General features: G+C 67.5%; 12 protein-coding genes. 7 read left to right on the forward strand and 5 right to left on the reverse strand.

What is annotated here, in order from left to right:
* The first annotated feature begins 86 nt into the window (after positions 1–86).
* Positions 87–1,082, forward strand: coding sequence for a zinc-binding alcohol dehydrogenase family protein (locus tag LZ005_RS08710; RefSeq protein ID WP_237806721.1), 996 nt, complete (start codon positions 87–89; stop codon positions 1,080–1,082).
* Between the two features lie 106 nt (positions 1,083–1,188).
* Here the strand turns inward: LZ005_RS08710 and LZ005_RS08715 are convergent, their stop codons facing one another.
* From LZ005_RS08715 to LZ005_RS08730, 4 genes are all read right to left on the reverse strand, one after another.
* Positions 1,189–4,824, reverse strand: a complete 3,636-nt coding sequence (locus LZ005_RS08715; RefSeq protein WP_237806723.1) for an EAL domain-containing protein — start codon at positions 4,822–4,824, stop codon at positions 1,189–1,191.
* A gap of 108 nt (positions 4,825–4,932) precedes the next feature.
* Positions 4,933–5,835, reverse strand: a complete 903-nt coding sequence (locus tag LZ005_RS08720; protein ID WP_237806725.1) for an alpha/beta fold hydrolase — start codon at positions 5,833–5,835, stop codon at positions 4,933–4,935.
* A 2-nt stretch (positions 5,836–5,837) separates the two neighbouring features.
* On the reverse strand, positions 5,838–7,502 hold the full coding sequence (locus LZ005_RS08725; RefSeq protein ID WP_237806727.1) for a GMC family oxidoreductase: 1,665 nt from the start codon (positions 7,500–7,502) through the stop codon (positions 5,838–5,840).
* A gap of 3 nt (positions 7,503–7,505) precedes the next feature.
* A complete protein-coding gene (locus tag LZ005_RS08730) occupies positions 7,506–8,027 on the reverse strand; it encodes a twin-arginine translocation signal domain-containing protein (protein ID WP_237806729.1) in 522 nt (173 codons plus the stop codon).
* A 108-nt stretch (positions 8,028–8,135) separates the two neighbouring features.
* Here LZ005_RS08730 and LZ005_RS08735 point away from each other — a divergent pair, with 108 nt between their 5' ends.
* Positions 8,136–8,849 (forward strand): hypothetical protein, encoded by a 714-nt coding sequence (locus LZ005_RS08735; protein WP_237806731.1) that lies wholly within the window; start codon positions 8,136–8,138, stop codon positions 8,847–8,849.
* Here the strand turns inward: LZ005_RS08735 and LZ005_RS08740 are convergent.
* The gene (locus LZ005_RS08740) at positions 8,800–9,555 is read right to left on the reverse strand and encodes an RNA methyltransferase (RefSeq protein WP_237806733.1); all 756 of its coding nucleotides are present in this window, start codon (positions 9,553–9,555) and stop codon (positions 8,800–8,802) included. The two genes, LZ005_RS08735 and LZ005_RS08740, sit on opposite strands and share 50 nt — an antisense overlap.
* A 148-nt stretch (positions 9,556–9,703) precedes the next feature.
* On the opposite strand from LZ005_RS08740, the gene LZ005_RS08745 reads away from it, so the two are divergent.
* The 5 genes from LZ005_RS08745 (at position 9,704) to otnI (ending at position 14,611) form a co-directional block, all read left to right on the forward strand.
* Entirely contained in the window at positions 9,704–10,477 is a 774-nt protein-coding gene (locus LZ005_RS08745) for an inositol monophosphatase family protein (protein ID WP_237806822.1), read from the forward strand.
* Positions 10,478–10,623: 146 nt separating this feature from the next.
* The gene (locus LZ005_RS08750) at positions 10,624–12,009 is read left to right on the forward strand and encodes a DEAD/DEAH box helicase (protein WP_237806735.1); all 1,386 of its coding nucleotides are present in this window, start codon (positions 10,624–10,626) and stop codon (positions 12,007–12,009) included.
* A 100-nt stretch (positions 12,010–12,109) separates the two neighbouring features.
* On the forward strand, positions 12,110–12,550 hold the full coding sequence (locus tag LZ005_RS08755; RefSeq protein WP_237806737.1) for a MarR family winged helix-turn-helix transcriptional regulator: 441 nt from the start codon (positions 12,110–12,112) through the stop codon (positions 12,548–12,550).
* 6 nt (positions 12,551–12,556) lie between these two features.
* Positions 12,557–13,828, forward strand: a complete 1,272-nt coding sequence (locus LZ005_RS08760; protein ID WP_237806739.1) for an MFS transporter — start codon at positions 12,557–12,559, stop codon at positions 13,826–13,828.
* 3 nt (positions 13,829–13,831) lie between these two features.
* On the forward strand, positions 13,832–14,611 hold the full coding sequence (gene otnI / locus LZ005_RS08765) for a 2-oxo-tetronate isomerase (protein WP_237806741.1): 780 nt from the start codon (positions 13,832–13,834) through the stop codon (positions 14,609–14,611).
* Positions 14,612–14,642: the final 31 nt, after the last annotated feature.

The raw sequence follows: 14,642 nt of genomic DNA on the forward strand, positions 1-14,642 counted from the left end.
TTTTTGAAAGTCTTTGCATTATTCTCCTGTTTTTCAACAGCATCAAGACGCGCAGAATGGGCCCACTTTTCATCCAGGAGCCCGCCATGCACGCCATCACCCACGACTATCTTCAGCCCGCCCATCTGCGCGACCTTGACCTGCCCGTGCCCACGCCGGGGCCGTACGACCTGCTGGTCGCCGTCAAGGCCGTGTCCGTCAACCCGGTCGACAACCGCGCACGCCGGCCCCGTCCCAATCCGCCGGCCACGCCGCGCGTGCTCGGCTGGGATGCGGCCGGCGTCGTCACGGCCGTCGGCGCGGCCGTGCGCGGCTTTCGTCCGGGCGAACGGGTGTTTTATGCTGGCGACATCACGCGTCCCGGTTCCTTCGCCGAATACCAGCTGGTCGACGCCCGCCTGGCCGGCCACATGGGCGCGCGCGCCAGCTTCGAGCAGGCCGCCGCCCTGCCCCTGGCCAGCCTGACGGCCTGGGAAGCCCTGTTCGAGCGCATGCGCGTGCGGCCCGGACCGGGGCGGCGCATCCTGATCGTCGGCGCCGCCGGCGGGGTCGGTTCGATGGCCGTGCAGCTGGCGGCCAAAGTGGCGCAGCTGGAGGTGATCGCCACCGCCTCGCGCCCGGCCTCGGCCGCCTGGGTGCGCCAGCTCGGCGCGCGCCATGTGATCGACCACCGCGCCGATATCCCGGCCCAGCTGGCGGCACTTGGCATGCCCGAGGTCGACTACGTGCTGCTGGCCGCGCCGACCGATGATTATTTGGAGACGATGGCCCAGGTGATCGCGCCGCAAGGTACAATCGGCACCCTCGTCGAGGCGACCCGGCCCGTGGACTGGGCGCGCTTCTGGGACAAGAGCGTGAGCCTGGCCTGGACCATGGTGTTCACGCGCAGCGCCTGCGCCACGGCCGACCTGGCCGAACAGGGACGGATTCTGAACGAGGTCGCGCGCCTGCTGGACGACGGCACCCTGCTGCCGGTGACGACCGAAGTGAGCTCACCGATCAGCGCGGCCACACTGGAGCAAGCCCTCGACAAGCTGGCCCAGGGCACCACAATCGGCAAATCGGTCCTGACGGGATTCTAAACAGCGCACATACGCGGCGGGTCGCATGACCCGCCCGGCAGAAAGCGGCGAGCCACATGCGGTGCCTCTCGGTTTCTGACGGGCGGGTCATGCGACCCGCTGCGCCTCAGCCGCCGCGTCTGCCGTAGAGCTGCTCATGCAAGCGGAAGCCCTCGCGGATGTTCTCGCGCAGCACCGCCCCTTTCCAGGGCTTCGTGTAGAAGCGGTCGACGGCGCCGTGGTTGATGGCGGCCATGATCGGGGTCAGGTCGGCGTAGGCGCTCAGCATGATGCGGAAGGTGTCGGGCGCCAGATTCTTGACCCGCTCCATGAACTCGGTGCCGCTCATCATCGGCATCACCTGGTCGCACAGGATCACCTGGACGCGGTTACGCGCGAGCAGGTCGAAGCCCTCGGCCGCCGTCTCGGCCGTCAGGATCCGATAGCCGTCCTGGGCCAGGAAATCCGACAGGCTCTGCAGCATGAAGGGGTCGTCGTCGACGATCAGCAGGGTCTGCTGGGGCGCCAGTTCAGCCTCGTCCTGCGGCGCTTCCAGGCGGCGGCCCTCGCACAGCATCTGCTCGAACACTTCGGCCGGCACCGGGCGGCTGAAATAGAAGCCCTGCATCTCGTCACACTGGTGGCGCCGCAGATAGGCAAGCTGGGCATCTTTCTCCACCCCTTCGGCCACGACATTGAGTTTCAGGCTGTGCGCCATATTGATGATGGCCAGCACGATGGCGGCATCCTCGGGATTGCTGGTCACCTCGCGCACGAAGGCAATGTCGATCTTCAGCTTGTCGATCGGGAAGCGCTTCAGATAGGCCAGGCTCGAATAACCGGTGCCGAAATCATCGACCGAGATGCCGACGCCGAGGGCCTTCAGATTATTCAGCACCGAGATCGTCTCCTCGGCATTTGACATCAGCGAGGATTCGGTCAGTTCGAGCTCGAGCAGTTCGGGCGCAATCGCGTGGGTCTGCAGCGCGCGCCGCACTTCCTGCTCGAGGCCGCCGACGAAGAACTGCACGCCCGACACATTCACCGACAGATTGACGTCCCCGACCGGGCCCTGGCCCCATTCGGCGATCTTGCGGCAGGCCTGGTGCAGCACCCAGGTGCCGACTTTCACGATCAGGCCCGTTTCTTCGAGGATCGGGATGAACAGGGCCGGCGAGACCATGCCATGCCCGGGCCGCTGCCAACGCAGCAGCACCTCGGCGCCGCTGATGCGGCCCGTGCCGATGTGGACCTTGGGCTGGTAATACAGCACGAATTCCTCGTGCTCGATGGCGCGGCGCAGCGCGTTTTCCATGTCGAGCCGGGCCAGCGACTGGGCGTTCATCTCGGCCGTGAAGAAGCGGAAGGCGTCGCGCCCGGCTTCCTTGGCGCGGTACATGGCCGTGTCGGCGTACTGGATCAGGGTGTCGGCGTCGTGCGCATCGTCGGGGAAGACGGTGACGCCGATGCTGACCGTGACGTTCAGCTCATGCCCCTTGAGCACGAAGGGCGCGCGCATCGTCTCGCGGATCTTGTCGATCACGGCGATGGCGTTCTGGGCGCCGTCGGGCAGCATCAGGATGGCGGCGAACTCGTCGCCGCCGAAGCGGCCGATGGTGTCGCGCAGACGCAGGCAGTCGACCAGGCGGTTGGAGAACTCGCGCAGCAGCTCGTCGCCGACAGCATGGCCGAGCGTATCGTTGACGGTCTTGAAGCGGTCCATGTCGAGGAACAGCACGGCCAGCGCCCAGCCGTGTTCGCGCGCCTGCTCGATCGCGCGGTTCAGGGCCTCGTAGAACTGGCTGCGGTTGGGCAGGCCGGTCAGCGTATCGAAATGGGCCAGCTTCAGCAGGCGCTGCTCGGCTTCCTTGCGCTCGGTGATGTCGCGCGCCACGGCCACCAGTATCCAGCCCTGGCCCGAGCGCAGCGAGCGCCGCTGCACCTCGACGGCGAGGCTGCCGCCATCGGCGCGCGTGAGCATGAGTTCGGTGACGGCGCCGTTCGGGTCGCCGGTCAGCAGCTTGCGCATCAGGTCGTCCAGCGGCGCGGCCAGCGGCACACTGTGGAAGGCGGCACGCTCAAAGCCGAGCATGGCGCTGGCGGCCTGGTTGACGTCGATGAAGCGCTGCTGGCCGAAGTCGATCAGGAAGATCGCGTCGGCGGTCGCGTCCATGGCCGTGCGAAAGCGCAGCAGGTCTTCGTCGAGGCGGATGCGGGCCGCCATGTCGGCCGTCAGCTGTTCGTGGTTCTGGCGGATTTCATCGAGCAGCAGCAGGTTTTCGTAAGCCACGGCGAGCTGGGCGGCGACGGTGACGGCGATGCGCTCATCGACTTCCGAGAACTCGGCCGCGCCGACCTTGTCCACCAGGTAGAGCCAGCCATGGCGCTTGTCGTGCGAGCCGACCGGCACACCCAGGAAGGAATGGATCGGCGGGTGTTCGGCGTCGAAGCCGAGGCCGCGTGGGTCGCCGTCCAGGCCGCTGGCGCGCACGGGCTGGCCGTCGCGCAGGATATTTTGCAGCACGCCCGCGTGGGGCGCGTCGCGCACGCCTTGCACGCGGCCGCGCTCGCCGCGCGAGGACAGATGCTCGATCGTGCTGCCATCGGCCGAAAACACGCCGACCACGGCCAGCCGCGCCACGCACACGTCCTGCGCCACCTTGCAGCCGATGTCGAGCAGCCCGGCGACTTCGCGCGCGCTGCCCAGCTGAATGCCCAGTTCGATCAGGGCGGTCAGGCGCAGGCTGACGGCCTGCAGGCTGGACAGGGATTCAGCCAGCTGCTCGGTCATCATGTCGGCCTCGGGCAGCGGCGCCTCGTGCACGGCCTGGCTGAGCAGCTCGCGCGTGCTGCGCGCCGCACCCAGATAGCCAGCCACGGTGCTGTCGATGGCCTTGCGCACGGCGCTGTCGGTGTCGCCCGGCGCCTCCTCCACGGCCGGGCTGAGGTCCGGATCGCGCATGCCGAGCGCCTCGTGCACCGTATGCAGCAGCAGTTCCGGCTCGGACGGCTTGGGCAGCACCCAGCGCACGCCGCAGGCATCGGCCAGCAGCTTGGCCTCGCGCTCGCGGTAGGTGGCCGTGTAGAAGATGATCGGCACGTTCGCCAGGCGCGCATCGAGGCGCAGGTGCATGACGAATTCGTAGCCGTCCATCTTCGGCATCAGAATGTCGGAGATGATCAGGTCGGGCAGCTCGTCCTGCAGCAGGGCCAGGGCTGCTTCGCCGTCGACGGCTTCGAGGATGCGGTGGCCGCTGTAACTGAGCAGGGTGCGCAGGAAGTCGCGGTTGAGCACATGGTCGTCCACGATCAGGATGGTGGCGCTGTGGTGCTCGCTGGGCGGTGCGGCCGGCGCCGCGGCCGGATCGGCGGCCGCGACCGGCGGTGCGGCCACCAGTTCGGGCAAGTAGGCGGCCAGCTGGCTGATGAAACTGTCGGGCTCGATCGGCTTGCTGATATAGCCGTCGAAGCCGGCGTCGAGCAGGCGCTCGCGGTCGCCGACCATGGCCAGCGCGGTCACGGCCAGAATCGGAATCTCGCGCAGGGCCGGATCGTCCTTGCAGGCGCGCGCCACGCCAAAGCCGTCGAGCTTGGGCAGGTGCACATCGCAGATGATCAGCTGCGGCTGGTAGGCGCGCGCGGCGGCCAGGCCAGCCTCGCCATCGGCGGCCGGAATTGCTGTATGGCCAAAGGCGGTCAGCAGGTATTCCATCAACTCCATATTGGTGGAGTTGTCTTCAATGATCAAAATCCTTGCAGACACGCGTTAACCTCCGAGCTTCCCGGGATCACCTTACCGCAATTGAGCAGGGAAAGGCTCACGCTTTTCCACTTGCATTGGAGAATTGTTATTTCCTTAGTCTAGGACAGATCAGACAAGTTTGCCCACCCGATTGATTTCGGCGAGCACGGCCGCGAGCACCGCGGGATCGCTGCCCAGGGCCACATGGCCGATGCCGGCAAAGGCCTGGTGGTCGGCGCCGGCCAGCACACTTGAAGTCTGGGGAGCAATTATGTTGTCGTGGAAGGAATACATCGAGAGGATCAGCGCGCGCGTGGCAGCGTCCTCGCTGGCCGCCAGTTCGCGCAGCCAGGCGCTGCCGACCTGCATCTGGCGGGCGTTGATGCCGATGCCGAAGCGGGCCAGCGCGGTGCCACCGTGCGGGGTGCCCAGCGTGATCAGGCGCGCCACCCGGGCGCGGCCATAGCGGCGCAGGTAGGCGCGCATGGCCAGGCCGCCCATGCTGTGGGCCACCACGATGGCCGGGCCGGGACCGAGCGCGGCCAGGGCCGCGGCGATGGCGGGGGCATAATCGTCGATGCTGGCGCCGGGCGGCTCCAGGTCGATGGTCGCATGGGCAATCGCGCGCGCATCGAGAGCGCGCGTCAGCGCCTGCCAGTAGCCGCTATTGCAGGCGTAACCGTGCACGAGCAGCACCGGCAGATGCGCGCCCGGATGCGGGCGGTGGCGCTGGCGCGCCTGGGGCATCGTCCAGGACGAATGGAACATCGTGGCGCAAAACTCACGCGCCACCATGCAAATAGCCTCCCACACACCAATTCGATGCGAATCCGGCGTCGGACTGCCCAACCAGCGGCTGAGCACGAAATTATTCGTCGTGATCGCCAGGCGCACCAGCAGCGCAAACGCCAGCGCGGCCAGCAGCGCCAGCCAGACCGAGGCCACCACGCCGCTGAGCACCAGTCCGGCCGCCACCAGCGCGACGGCGGCCAGCTGCACCAGCAGCAGCCAGCGCAGAAGGCGTGCAATCATCGTCAGGCCGGGAGCGGCGCCGCTTTGGCGCCGAGACTGGCGGCCAGCTGGGTCGCCAGGCGCGCCGTGATGCCGTAGATCGACAACTGCGGGTTGGCGCCGATCGATGTCGGGAACAGCGACCCGTCGTGCACCGACAGATTGCGCACGCCATGGTAGCGGCCGTTGGCGGCCACCACGCCGAGGCGCTCGTCGTCGGACAGCGCGCAGCCGCCCATGACGTGGGCCGACACCACACGGCACAGCCCGGTTTCATAGGGCAAGGCGGCGATGCCGGCCTTGGCCTGGGCCCAGCTCGTGTAGGCTGGCGCCGTCTCATGGGTCGGCTGGACCGTGCGGGCGCCCGAGGCGAACTGGATTTCGGCCATGGTCAGCAGCGCGCGCTTGACGCCGTCCCAGATGGCGGGCGTGATCGGATAGTCGAGCACGGGCGAGCCGTCGGCGCGCAGACTGACGCTGCCGCCCGGGGAATCCGGATGGAAGCCGTCGCGCAGCAGGGCCAGCAGCGCGTGCGCGTGCGGGAACTGGCGCATGACCTCGGCGTGGCCCTGGCCGAAGCCCTGCATCGTGGTCGACAGCAGCACCGGGTGCAAGGGCGGCGCCTCGAGCTTGTAGCCGACCGGGCCGTCGATGGCCTGGGTGCCGAGGAAGTGGTCGGAGTACAGGGTCTGCGGCGCGCCCTGGTAGCCTTTGACTTCCTGCTCGTACAGGCCGGCCGAAATCACGGTCGGATGCAGGAAGGTGCGCGTGCCCAGCAGGCCGTGCGGATTCGGCGCGTTCGAGCGCAGCAGCAGCGCCGGGGTGTTGATCGCCCCGCCGGCGAGCACATAGTGGCGCGCGCGCACGCTCAGACGGCGTCCGCTCGGCGCCTGGCCAGCCGCATCCAGGGCCGTGACTTGCAGATGGTCGACGGCGTCGCCGCGGAACACCAGCTGCTCGGCGCGGGCGCGCGTCAACAGCGTGGCGCCGAGATCGAGGGCGGCGGGAATCGTGGTCACCAGCATCGACTGCTTGGCATTGGTCGGGCAGCCCATGCCGCAGTAGCCGAGGTTCCAGCAGCCGCGCACATTGCGCCGGATCGCCGCGACCGGGATGCCGAGCTTGTCGGCCCCGGTCTTGAGCAGGGCATTGTTTTCGTTCGGCGCCGCCATCCAGGTCGAGACGTTCAGGCGCTGCTCCATCAGCTCGAACCAGGGCGCCAGCGCGGCCGAGCTGTAGTCCTTCAGCCCATACTGCTTCTGCCAGAAGGCGAGCGTGGTCTCGGGCGTGCGAAAGCTCGAGGTCCAGTTGACCGTGGTCGAGCCGCCGACCGTGCGGCCCTGGAGGATATTGATGCCCTTGTCCTTGGTCTTGCGCGCGGCCGACTCCTGGTACAGGCTCGGATAGGCCTCGGCCTCGCGCATCTTGAAGTCGCGCGAGGATTTCAGCATGCCCTCCTCGATGATCAGAACCTTGAGTCCGGCCTGGGCCAGGATCTCGGCGGTGACGCCGCCGCCGGCGCCGCTGCCGACGATGGCGACATCGGCCTCATAGCTGGCGTCGTGCTCGAGCCGGCTGGCGTCGACCACTTGCCAGCCGCGCTGCAGGCCAGCCTGGATCGGATCGGGAATGACGGTCGGCGTCGGCGCCACCGCCTCGCTCATGCGGATGGAGATGTTGTCGCTCATGGTTCAGCTCAGTTCCTTGATCGGGCCCGGATAGCCGATGGCGGCCCAGCTGGCCGGATTGCCGTACCAGGCGCCGATGATCAGGTCGTGCAGGGCCGCGTAGGCCGGGCGCAGGGCCGCGATGCGGTGCGTGCGCCAGCTTTGCAGAAAGGCGCTGACCTGGGCCGGCGTGGCCTCGGGCCAGCTGGCCGGCACCCCGGCCAGGAAGCGCCGCACGGGGCCCAGCGCCAGCAGGCCGAACAGGTCGCGCACTTCCTGCTGGGCGTCGCGGGTCAGGCCGAGGATGGCGCGCTGGACTCCAGCGCGCGTGCTGGCCAGGGCCGCGGCACGGCCGGCATCGGTCGGCAAGGCGCCGGCCAGTACGGCTGGAATGATGGCGTCGAGAATGCTCACGGCCTCGGCATCGAGCACGAAGGGAGCGGCCGGGGTGGCCGGGCGGCTCAGGCGATAGACGCCGCCGCCGATGGCCAGCACGGCCGCGCCTGCCAGGCCCAGCTTGAGGAAGGATCTGCGAGAAGTGCCCATGTCTCCGGATTCTGGAATGTTTTGGGGCACAGTCTACGCGCTCCACCCGGGGCGCCGTCAAACTAAAATAGAGGGAATCGTCTACTGCTTTCTGATACAAGCTGCTGCATGAAGAAGCAAGAACTGCTGGCCACCCTCGCCCGCGAGCTGCAGGCCGTCAAGGCCGAACGCCTGGCCGCGCGCCAGGCCCCGGCCCTGCTGGCTGCGCGCACCGCCCTCAAGGATTACCAGGCGGCGCGCCTGGCGCGCACCCATGCCGACCTGCTGGCCGATCCCGACACCCAGGGCGCCGCCCTGTTCTTTCTCGAAGAACTGTATGGCTCGCACGACCTGTGCCAGCGCGACGCCGACCTCGAACGCGTGATTCCGACCATGCAGCGCCTGCTGCCGACCGAAGCCCTGGCCGCCATCACCGACGCCATCGTGCTCGACGCCCTGTCCGAGAAGCTCGACACGGCGATGGCGCGCGCGCTCGGGCCGCGCTTCGTCGAGGCCGACTACATCGCCGCCTACCGCAAGGTGTGCACGCCGGCCGAGCGCGCGCGCCAGCTCGCCCTGGTGGCCGCCCTGGGCGAGGCCCTGTGCCAGCTGGTGCGGATCCCCCTGCTGTCCGGCACCTTGAAACTGATGCGCAAACCGGCCGAACTGGCCGGCTTGGGCCAGCTCCAGCAGTTTCTCGAGCGCGGCTTCAGCAGCTTTCGGGCCATGCGCCGCCCGGCCGACTTCGTCCAGACCGTGGTGCAGCGCGAGCGCGCGCTGATGGACGCCTATTTCAGCGGCAGCGTTTCTGCATCTGGGCCGCCACCCCACGCAGGATATTGACTTCCTCGACCTCGAGCTGGGTACGGGCGAACAGGCGGCGCAGGCGCGGCATCAGCTTCTTCGGGTTATTGGCATCGAGAAAGCCGATCTCGACCAGGGCCTGTTCCAGGTGCTGGTACATGCCCTCGATCTGGGCCACGCTGGCCGCCTCGCCGCTAAAACCGATGAGCGGGTCGCCGACCGCGCCGTCGGTGGCGGCCATCCGGCATTCGTAGGCGCAGACCTGGGCCGCCTGGGCCAGATTCAAGGACGAATAGGCGGGATTGGCCGGAATATTGACCAGCACATTGGCCTGGGCCACGACCTCGTTCGGCAGGCCGAAGCGCTCGTTGCCGAAGATCAGGGCCGCATGCAGGGCCGGCTGGCTGTGCAGTTGGGTGGCCAGCTGGCGCGGACTGAGCACCGGCGGCGAGAACTCGCGCAGGCGCGCCGAGACGGCGGCGGCAAAATTGCAGCCGGCCAGGGCCGCTTCCATGCTGTCGACCACGCGCGCGCCTTCGAGCACGTCGAGCGCGCCGCTGGCAAAGGCCAGCGCTTCCTCATCGCGCAGGGCGTCGGCGTGGCGCGGCCGCACCAGCACAAGATCGCTGAAGCCCATGGTTTTCATGGCGCGCGCCACGCTGCCGATATTTCCGGCCCGGCTGGTTTCGACCAGCACAAAACGCAGGCGCGCAAACAGGGAAGTGTCGGAAACGGTCGGCTTCATTTACAATAGCGGGATCGCGCAGTGGAAAAACCGCATTGTACGGCCCCTGCCCCGCTCTTTGTCATTCTTGTTCTGTGCCGTCCCGGTCCTGCGCCACGCTGCGCGGCCGGCGGTCGCGTTTTCTTTTTAGGTAGCCAACATGCATCCGATGCTCAATACGGCTGTGAAAGCCGCTCGCCGCGGCGCCGCCGTGATCAACCGTGCGTCCTTCGACCTGGACCGCGTTAATGTCTCTGAGAAACAACCCAACGATTTCGTGACCGACGTCGACCAGGCGGCCGAGCAGGCCATCATCGAAGTCCTGCTCAAGGCCTACCCCGACCACGCCATCCTCGGCGAAGAATCGGGCGCCTCGCAGAACCTGCATGACGAGAGCGAAAACGTGTGGATCATCGACCCGATCGACGGCACCACCAACTTCGTGCACGGCTACCCGAACTACTGCGTCTCGATCGCGCTCAAACAAAAAGGCGTGGTCACCCAGGCCGTCGTCTACGATCCGGTGCGCAATGACCTGTTCACGGCCACCAAGGGCGGCGGCGCCTTCCTCAACGAAAAACGCATCCGCGTGACGCGCACCGACCGTCTCGCCAATGCCCTGCTGGCCTCGGGCACGAGCGCTGCCGGCCTCGAGCTTTTCCTCAAGATGTATGGCGTGGTCGCGCCCAAGTGCCGCGCCGTGCGCAATGACGGCTCGGCCGCGCTGGACCTGGCGAATGTCGCCGCCGGCCGCCTCGACGCCTTCTACGAGAAGGGCCTGAAGGTCTGGGACGTGGCCGCAGGCGCCCTGCTCGTCGCCGAAGCCGGCGGCATCGTCGGCAACTTCACGGGCGAGTCGGAATTCATGGACAAGGGCCAGGTCATCGCCGCCAGCCCGAAGGTCTATGCCCAGCTGATCCCCCTGCTGAGCCCGTTCGCGTAAATACTCATCGAAATGATTCGTCGTGGCAACAAATAGTGCCACGACGACAACGCTATTGCTTTACCTCAAGATTCAAACCGGGTACAATTGCGGCATTTGGGATGCGAAATTCATCCCGCCGCACCACCAACCCGAAGAATCTCACAATGCAGTTTTCCGAACTCGGCCTGGCCGAACCCATCGTCCGCGCCGTTGCTGAAGCGGGCTATTCGCAGCCCACGCCGATCCAGGCCCAGGCCATTCCCGCCATCCTGCAAGGGGGCGATCTGCTGGCCGGCGCCCAGACCGGCACCGGCAAGACCGCCGGTTTCACCCTCCCCATGCTGCACCGCCTGTCGACCGACGCCACCGGCTTGGCTTTGAGCAACAAGCAGACCAAACGCCGCATCCGCGCCCTGGTGCTGACGCCCACGCGCGAACTGGCGGCCCAGGTCGAAGACAGCGTGCGCACCTATGGCAAGTACACCAAGCTCAACTCGGCCGTGATCTTCGGCGGGGTCGGCATCAATCCCCAGATCAAGCAGCTCGAACACGGTGTCGACATCCTGGTGGCCACGCCGGGCCGCCTGCTCGACCACATGGGCCAGGGCACGGTCGACCTGCGCCATATCGAAATTCTGGTGCTCGACGAAGCCGACCGCATGCTCGACATGGGCTTCATCCGCGACATCCGCAAAGTCCTCGACGCCCTGCCGCCCAAGCGCCAGAACCTGCTGTTCTCGGCCACCTTCTCGGACGAAATCAAGGCCCTGGCCGACAGCCTGCTGAATAATCCGGCCTCGATCGAAGTGGCGCGCCGCAATTCCACGGTGGAAGTGATTCAGCAGAAGATTCACCCGGTCGACCGCGACCGCAAGCATCCGCTGCTGGCGCACCTGATCAAATCGCGCAACTGGCGCCAGGTGCTGGTGTTCACGCGCACCAAGCACGGCGCCAACCGCCTGGTCGAGCAGCTCGGCAAGGAAGGCATCGGCGCCCTCGCCATCCACGGCAACAAGAGCCAGGCGGCGCGCACGCGCGCCCTCAACGAATTCAAGGACGGCGAACTGCAGGTGCTGGTGGCGACCGACATCGCCGCACGCGGGATCGACATCGACCAGCTGCCGCACGTGGTCAATTACGACCTGCCGAATGTGCCGGAAGACTATGTGCACCGGATCGGCCGCACCGGCCGCGCTGGTGCCGCCGGCGAGGCCGTGTCCCTGGTCTGCGTCGATGAACACATCATGCTGCGCGACATCGAACGTCTGATCAAACAGACGCTTCCGCGCGAAGTGATCGATGGCTTCGAGCCCGATCCGAACGCGCGCCCGCAGCCGATCCAGCTGCGCAGCGGCGAGCGCGGCCACCGCAACCCGCGTCCGGGCCAGCGCCCGAGCGGGCATGGCGGCGGCGCCGGCGGCCATGGCGGCGGCGGTGGCGGCCGGGCACAAGGCGGCGGTAAGCCGGGCGGCTTCAGCGGCCATCTGGGCAGCGGGGCCCGCACGGGTGGCCCGCGCCGCAGCCGCAGCGCCGACCGCGATCGCGACTAATTAGCTGAGGCGGCTTCGGCCGCTTTCGTCGCCTGTCGCTTGACAGGCGATTTTTTTTGACAGATACTTGCATCATCAAACATCATTCAATGAGATAACAATGAGTATGCAAGCCCTGGATGTCTGTCTTCAGCTCGCGCGCACCGAGGCCATCCTCGTGCGCCGCTTCGATGCCACGCTCGGCAGCGTGCACGGCATCAGCTTTGGCGACTACCATCTGCTCCAGCATCTGGGACGCGCGCCCGGCCTGCGCCTGCGCCGCATCGACCTGGCCGAGCGCCTCGCCCTGACTGCCTCGGGCGTCACGCGCTCGCTGCTGAGCCTGGAAAAAATCGGCCTGGTCGAACGCCAGAGCGACCCGCGCGATGCGCGCGTCGGCTACGCGGCCCTGACCGCGGCCGGCCAGACCCTGCTGCGCGACGCCGAAAGCACGGCCAGCCAGCTGGCCAATGACTTGCTCAAATCGCTTGGGCCCGAGGACCTGCGTTTGCTGGCCGGCCTCCTCGGACAGATGGCCGGCACCCACCTTGTCATGTCCTGAGGTCCCATGTCGACTGATCATAAAGCCGCCGTTCTGGCGTCCCCGAATTTCCGCTGGCTCATGAGCGGCGGTCTGATTTCCATGCTGGGCGACCAGTTCAGCATGGTGGCCCTGCCCTGGCTCGTGCTCAAACTGACGGGCAATGCGCTGACCATGGCCTCCGTGATTGCCCTGATGAGTCTGCCGCGCGCCGTGTTCATCCTGATCGGCGGCGCCGTGGTCGACCGCTACTCGCCCAAGACCGTGCTGATGCTGACCAAGCATGTGAACACGGTGCTGCTCGGTCTGCTGGCGGTGATGGTCTACACCAATCTGCTGAGCATGCCCATGCTCTACACGCTGGCCCTGGCGATCGGCCTGGCCTCGGCCTTCAGCATTCCCTCGGGCAGTTCGATGCTGCCGCGCACCGTGCCGCCCGAACAGCTGCAGGCCGCGAATGGCCTGATGATGGCGATGCGCCAGATGACCACGCTGGCCGGTCCGCTGCTGGCCGGCCTGCTGATCGCGCTGGCCGGCGACAGCGCGCACACGGGCGCCGTCAGCGACGCGCGCGGTCTGGCCCTGGCCTTCGCCTTCGATGCGTTCAGCTTCGCCATATCGGCCTGGACCCTGGCCCAGGTCAAGCCGCGCGACTTGCCCCAGAGCCCAGAGGCGCAGGGCATTCTGCGCAGCGTCGGCGCCGGTCTGATGATGGTCTGGAACGACCGCCCGCTGCGCGCCTGCTGCCTGTACTGGGGCCTGATGGCCTGCACCGTCGGCGGCACCTTCCAGGTCGCGCTGCCGGTGCTGGCCGATACCCGCCTGCATGGCGCCTCGGCCTTCGGCATCCTGATGGCCTCGCATGGCATCGGCACCCTGGTCGGCATGGCCCTGTCGGGCATGCTGGGCCGCCTTCGTATCGGCAATCTCGGCACCACCCTGCTGGTGATCGACATGGTCGGCGGCCTGTTCATTCTGCCCATGGGCCTGGTGCAGCAAACCTGGCAGGGCGTGCTGATCCTGCTGATCATGGGCACGATGGGCGGCTTCATGCAGGTGGCCGTGTTCACCTGGATCCAGCGCCGCGTGCCGCCCGAGATGCTGGGCCGGATGATGAGCATTTTCATGTTCATCTTCATGGGCCTGGCGCCGCTGGCCTCGGTGCTGACCGGCGCCCTGCTGCAGGCCAGCTCGCTGTCCTTCCTGTTCCTGGTGGCCGGCGGCCTGCTGTTCGGGCTGGCACTGATGGCCTTCGCTTTCACCCCGATCCGCCAGTTGGCCGATCCCGAGATGCCCTGAGCCATGCCACGCTTTGCCGCCAATCTGACCATGCTGTTCAATGAGCAGCCCTTTCTCGAGCGCTTCGGCGCGGCGCGCGCCCAGGGCTTCGACGGTGTCGAATTCCTGTTCCCCTACGCCTACCCGGCGGCCGAGATCGGCGCGCGTCTGGCCGCGCAGCAGCTCGAGCTGGTGCTATTCAATCTGCCCTGCGGCGACTGGGCGGCCGGCGACCGCGGCCTGGCGGTCGACCCCGCCCGGCGCGGCGCCTTCCAGGACAGCGTCGGCCTGGCGCTCGACTATGCGCGTGCGCTCGGCGCCACCCGCCTGCACTGCATGGCCGGCATCGTGCCGCCCGGCCTGCACCCGGACGCGGCCGCGGCCTGCTACATCGACAACCTCGGCTTTGCCGCGCGCGCCTGCGCGGCCCACGGCATCAGCCTGCTGATCGAACCGATCAACCGCTTCAACATGCCCGGCTATTTCCTGCAGTCGAGCGCCCAGGCCATGGCCATCCTGGCCGCCGTCGGCGCCCCCAATCTGCGCCTGCAGTACGACATCTACCACGCCCAGCGCAGCGAAGGCGAACTGGCCAATACGATCGCCGCCCTGCTGCCCCACATCGGCCACATGCAGCTGGCCGACACGCCCGGGCGGCATGAGCCGGGCACGGGCGAGATCGCCTACCGCTTCCTGTTCCAGCACATCGACGCGCTCGGCTACACGGGCTGGATCGGCTGTGAATACCGGCCACGCGCCGATACTGTGTCCGGTCTGCGTTGGCGCTTTGATCTAACGCAATAGCCGAGCGCGCCCACACGGCAAGATAGCCCCA

Source organism: Massilia sp. TS11 (assembly GCF_022012445.1).
Lineage (GTDB): Bacteria > Pseudomonadota > Gammaproteobacteria > Burkholderiales > Burkholderiaceae_D > Telluria.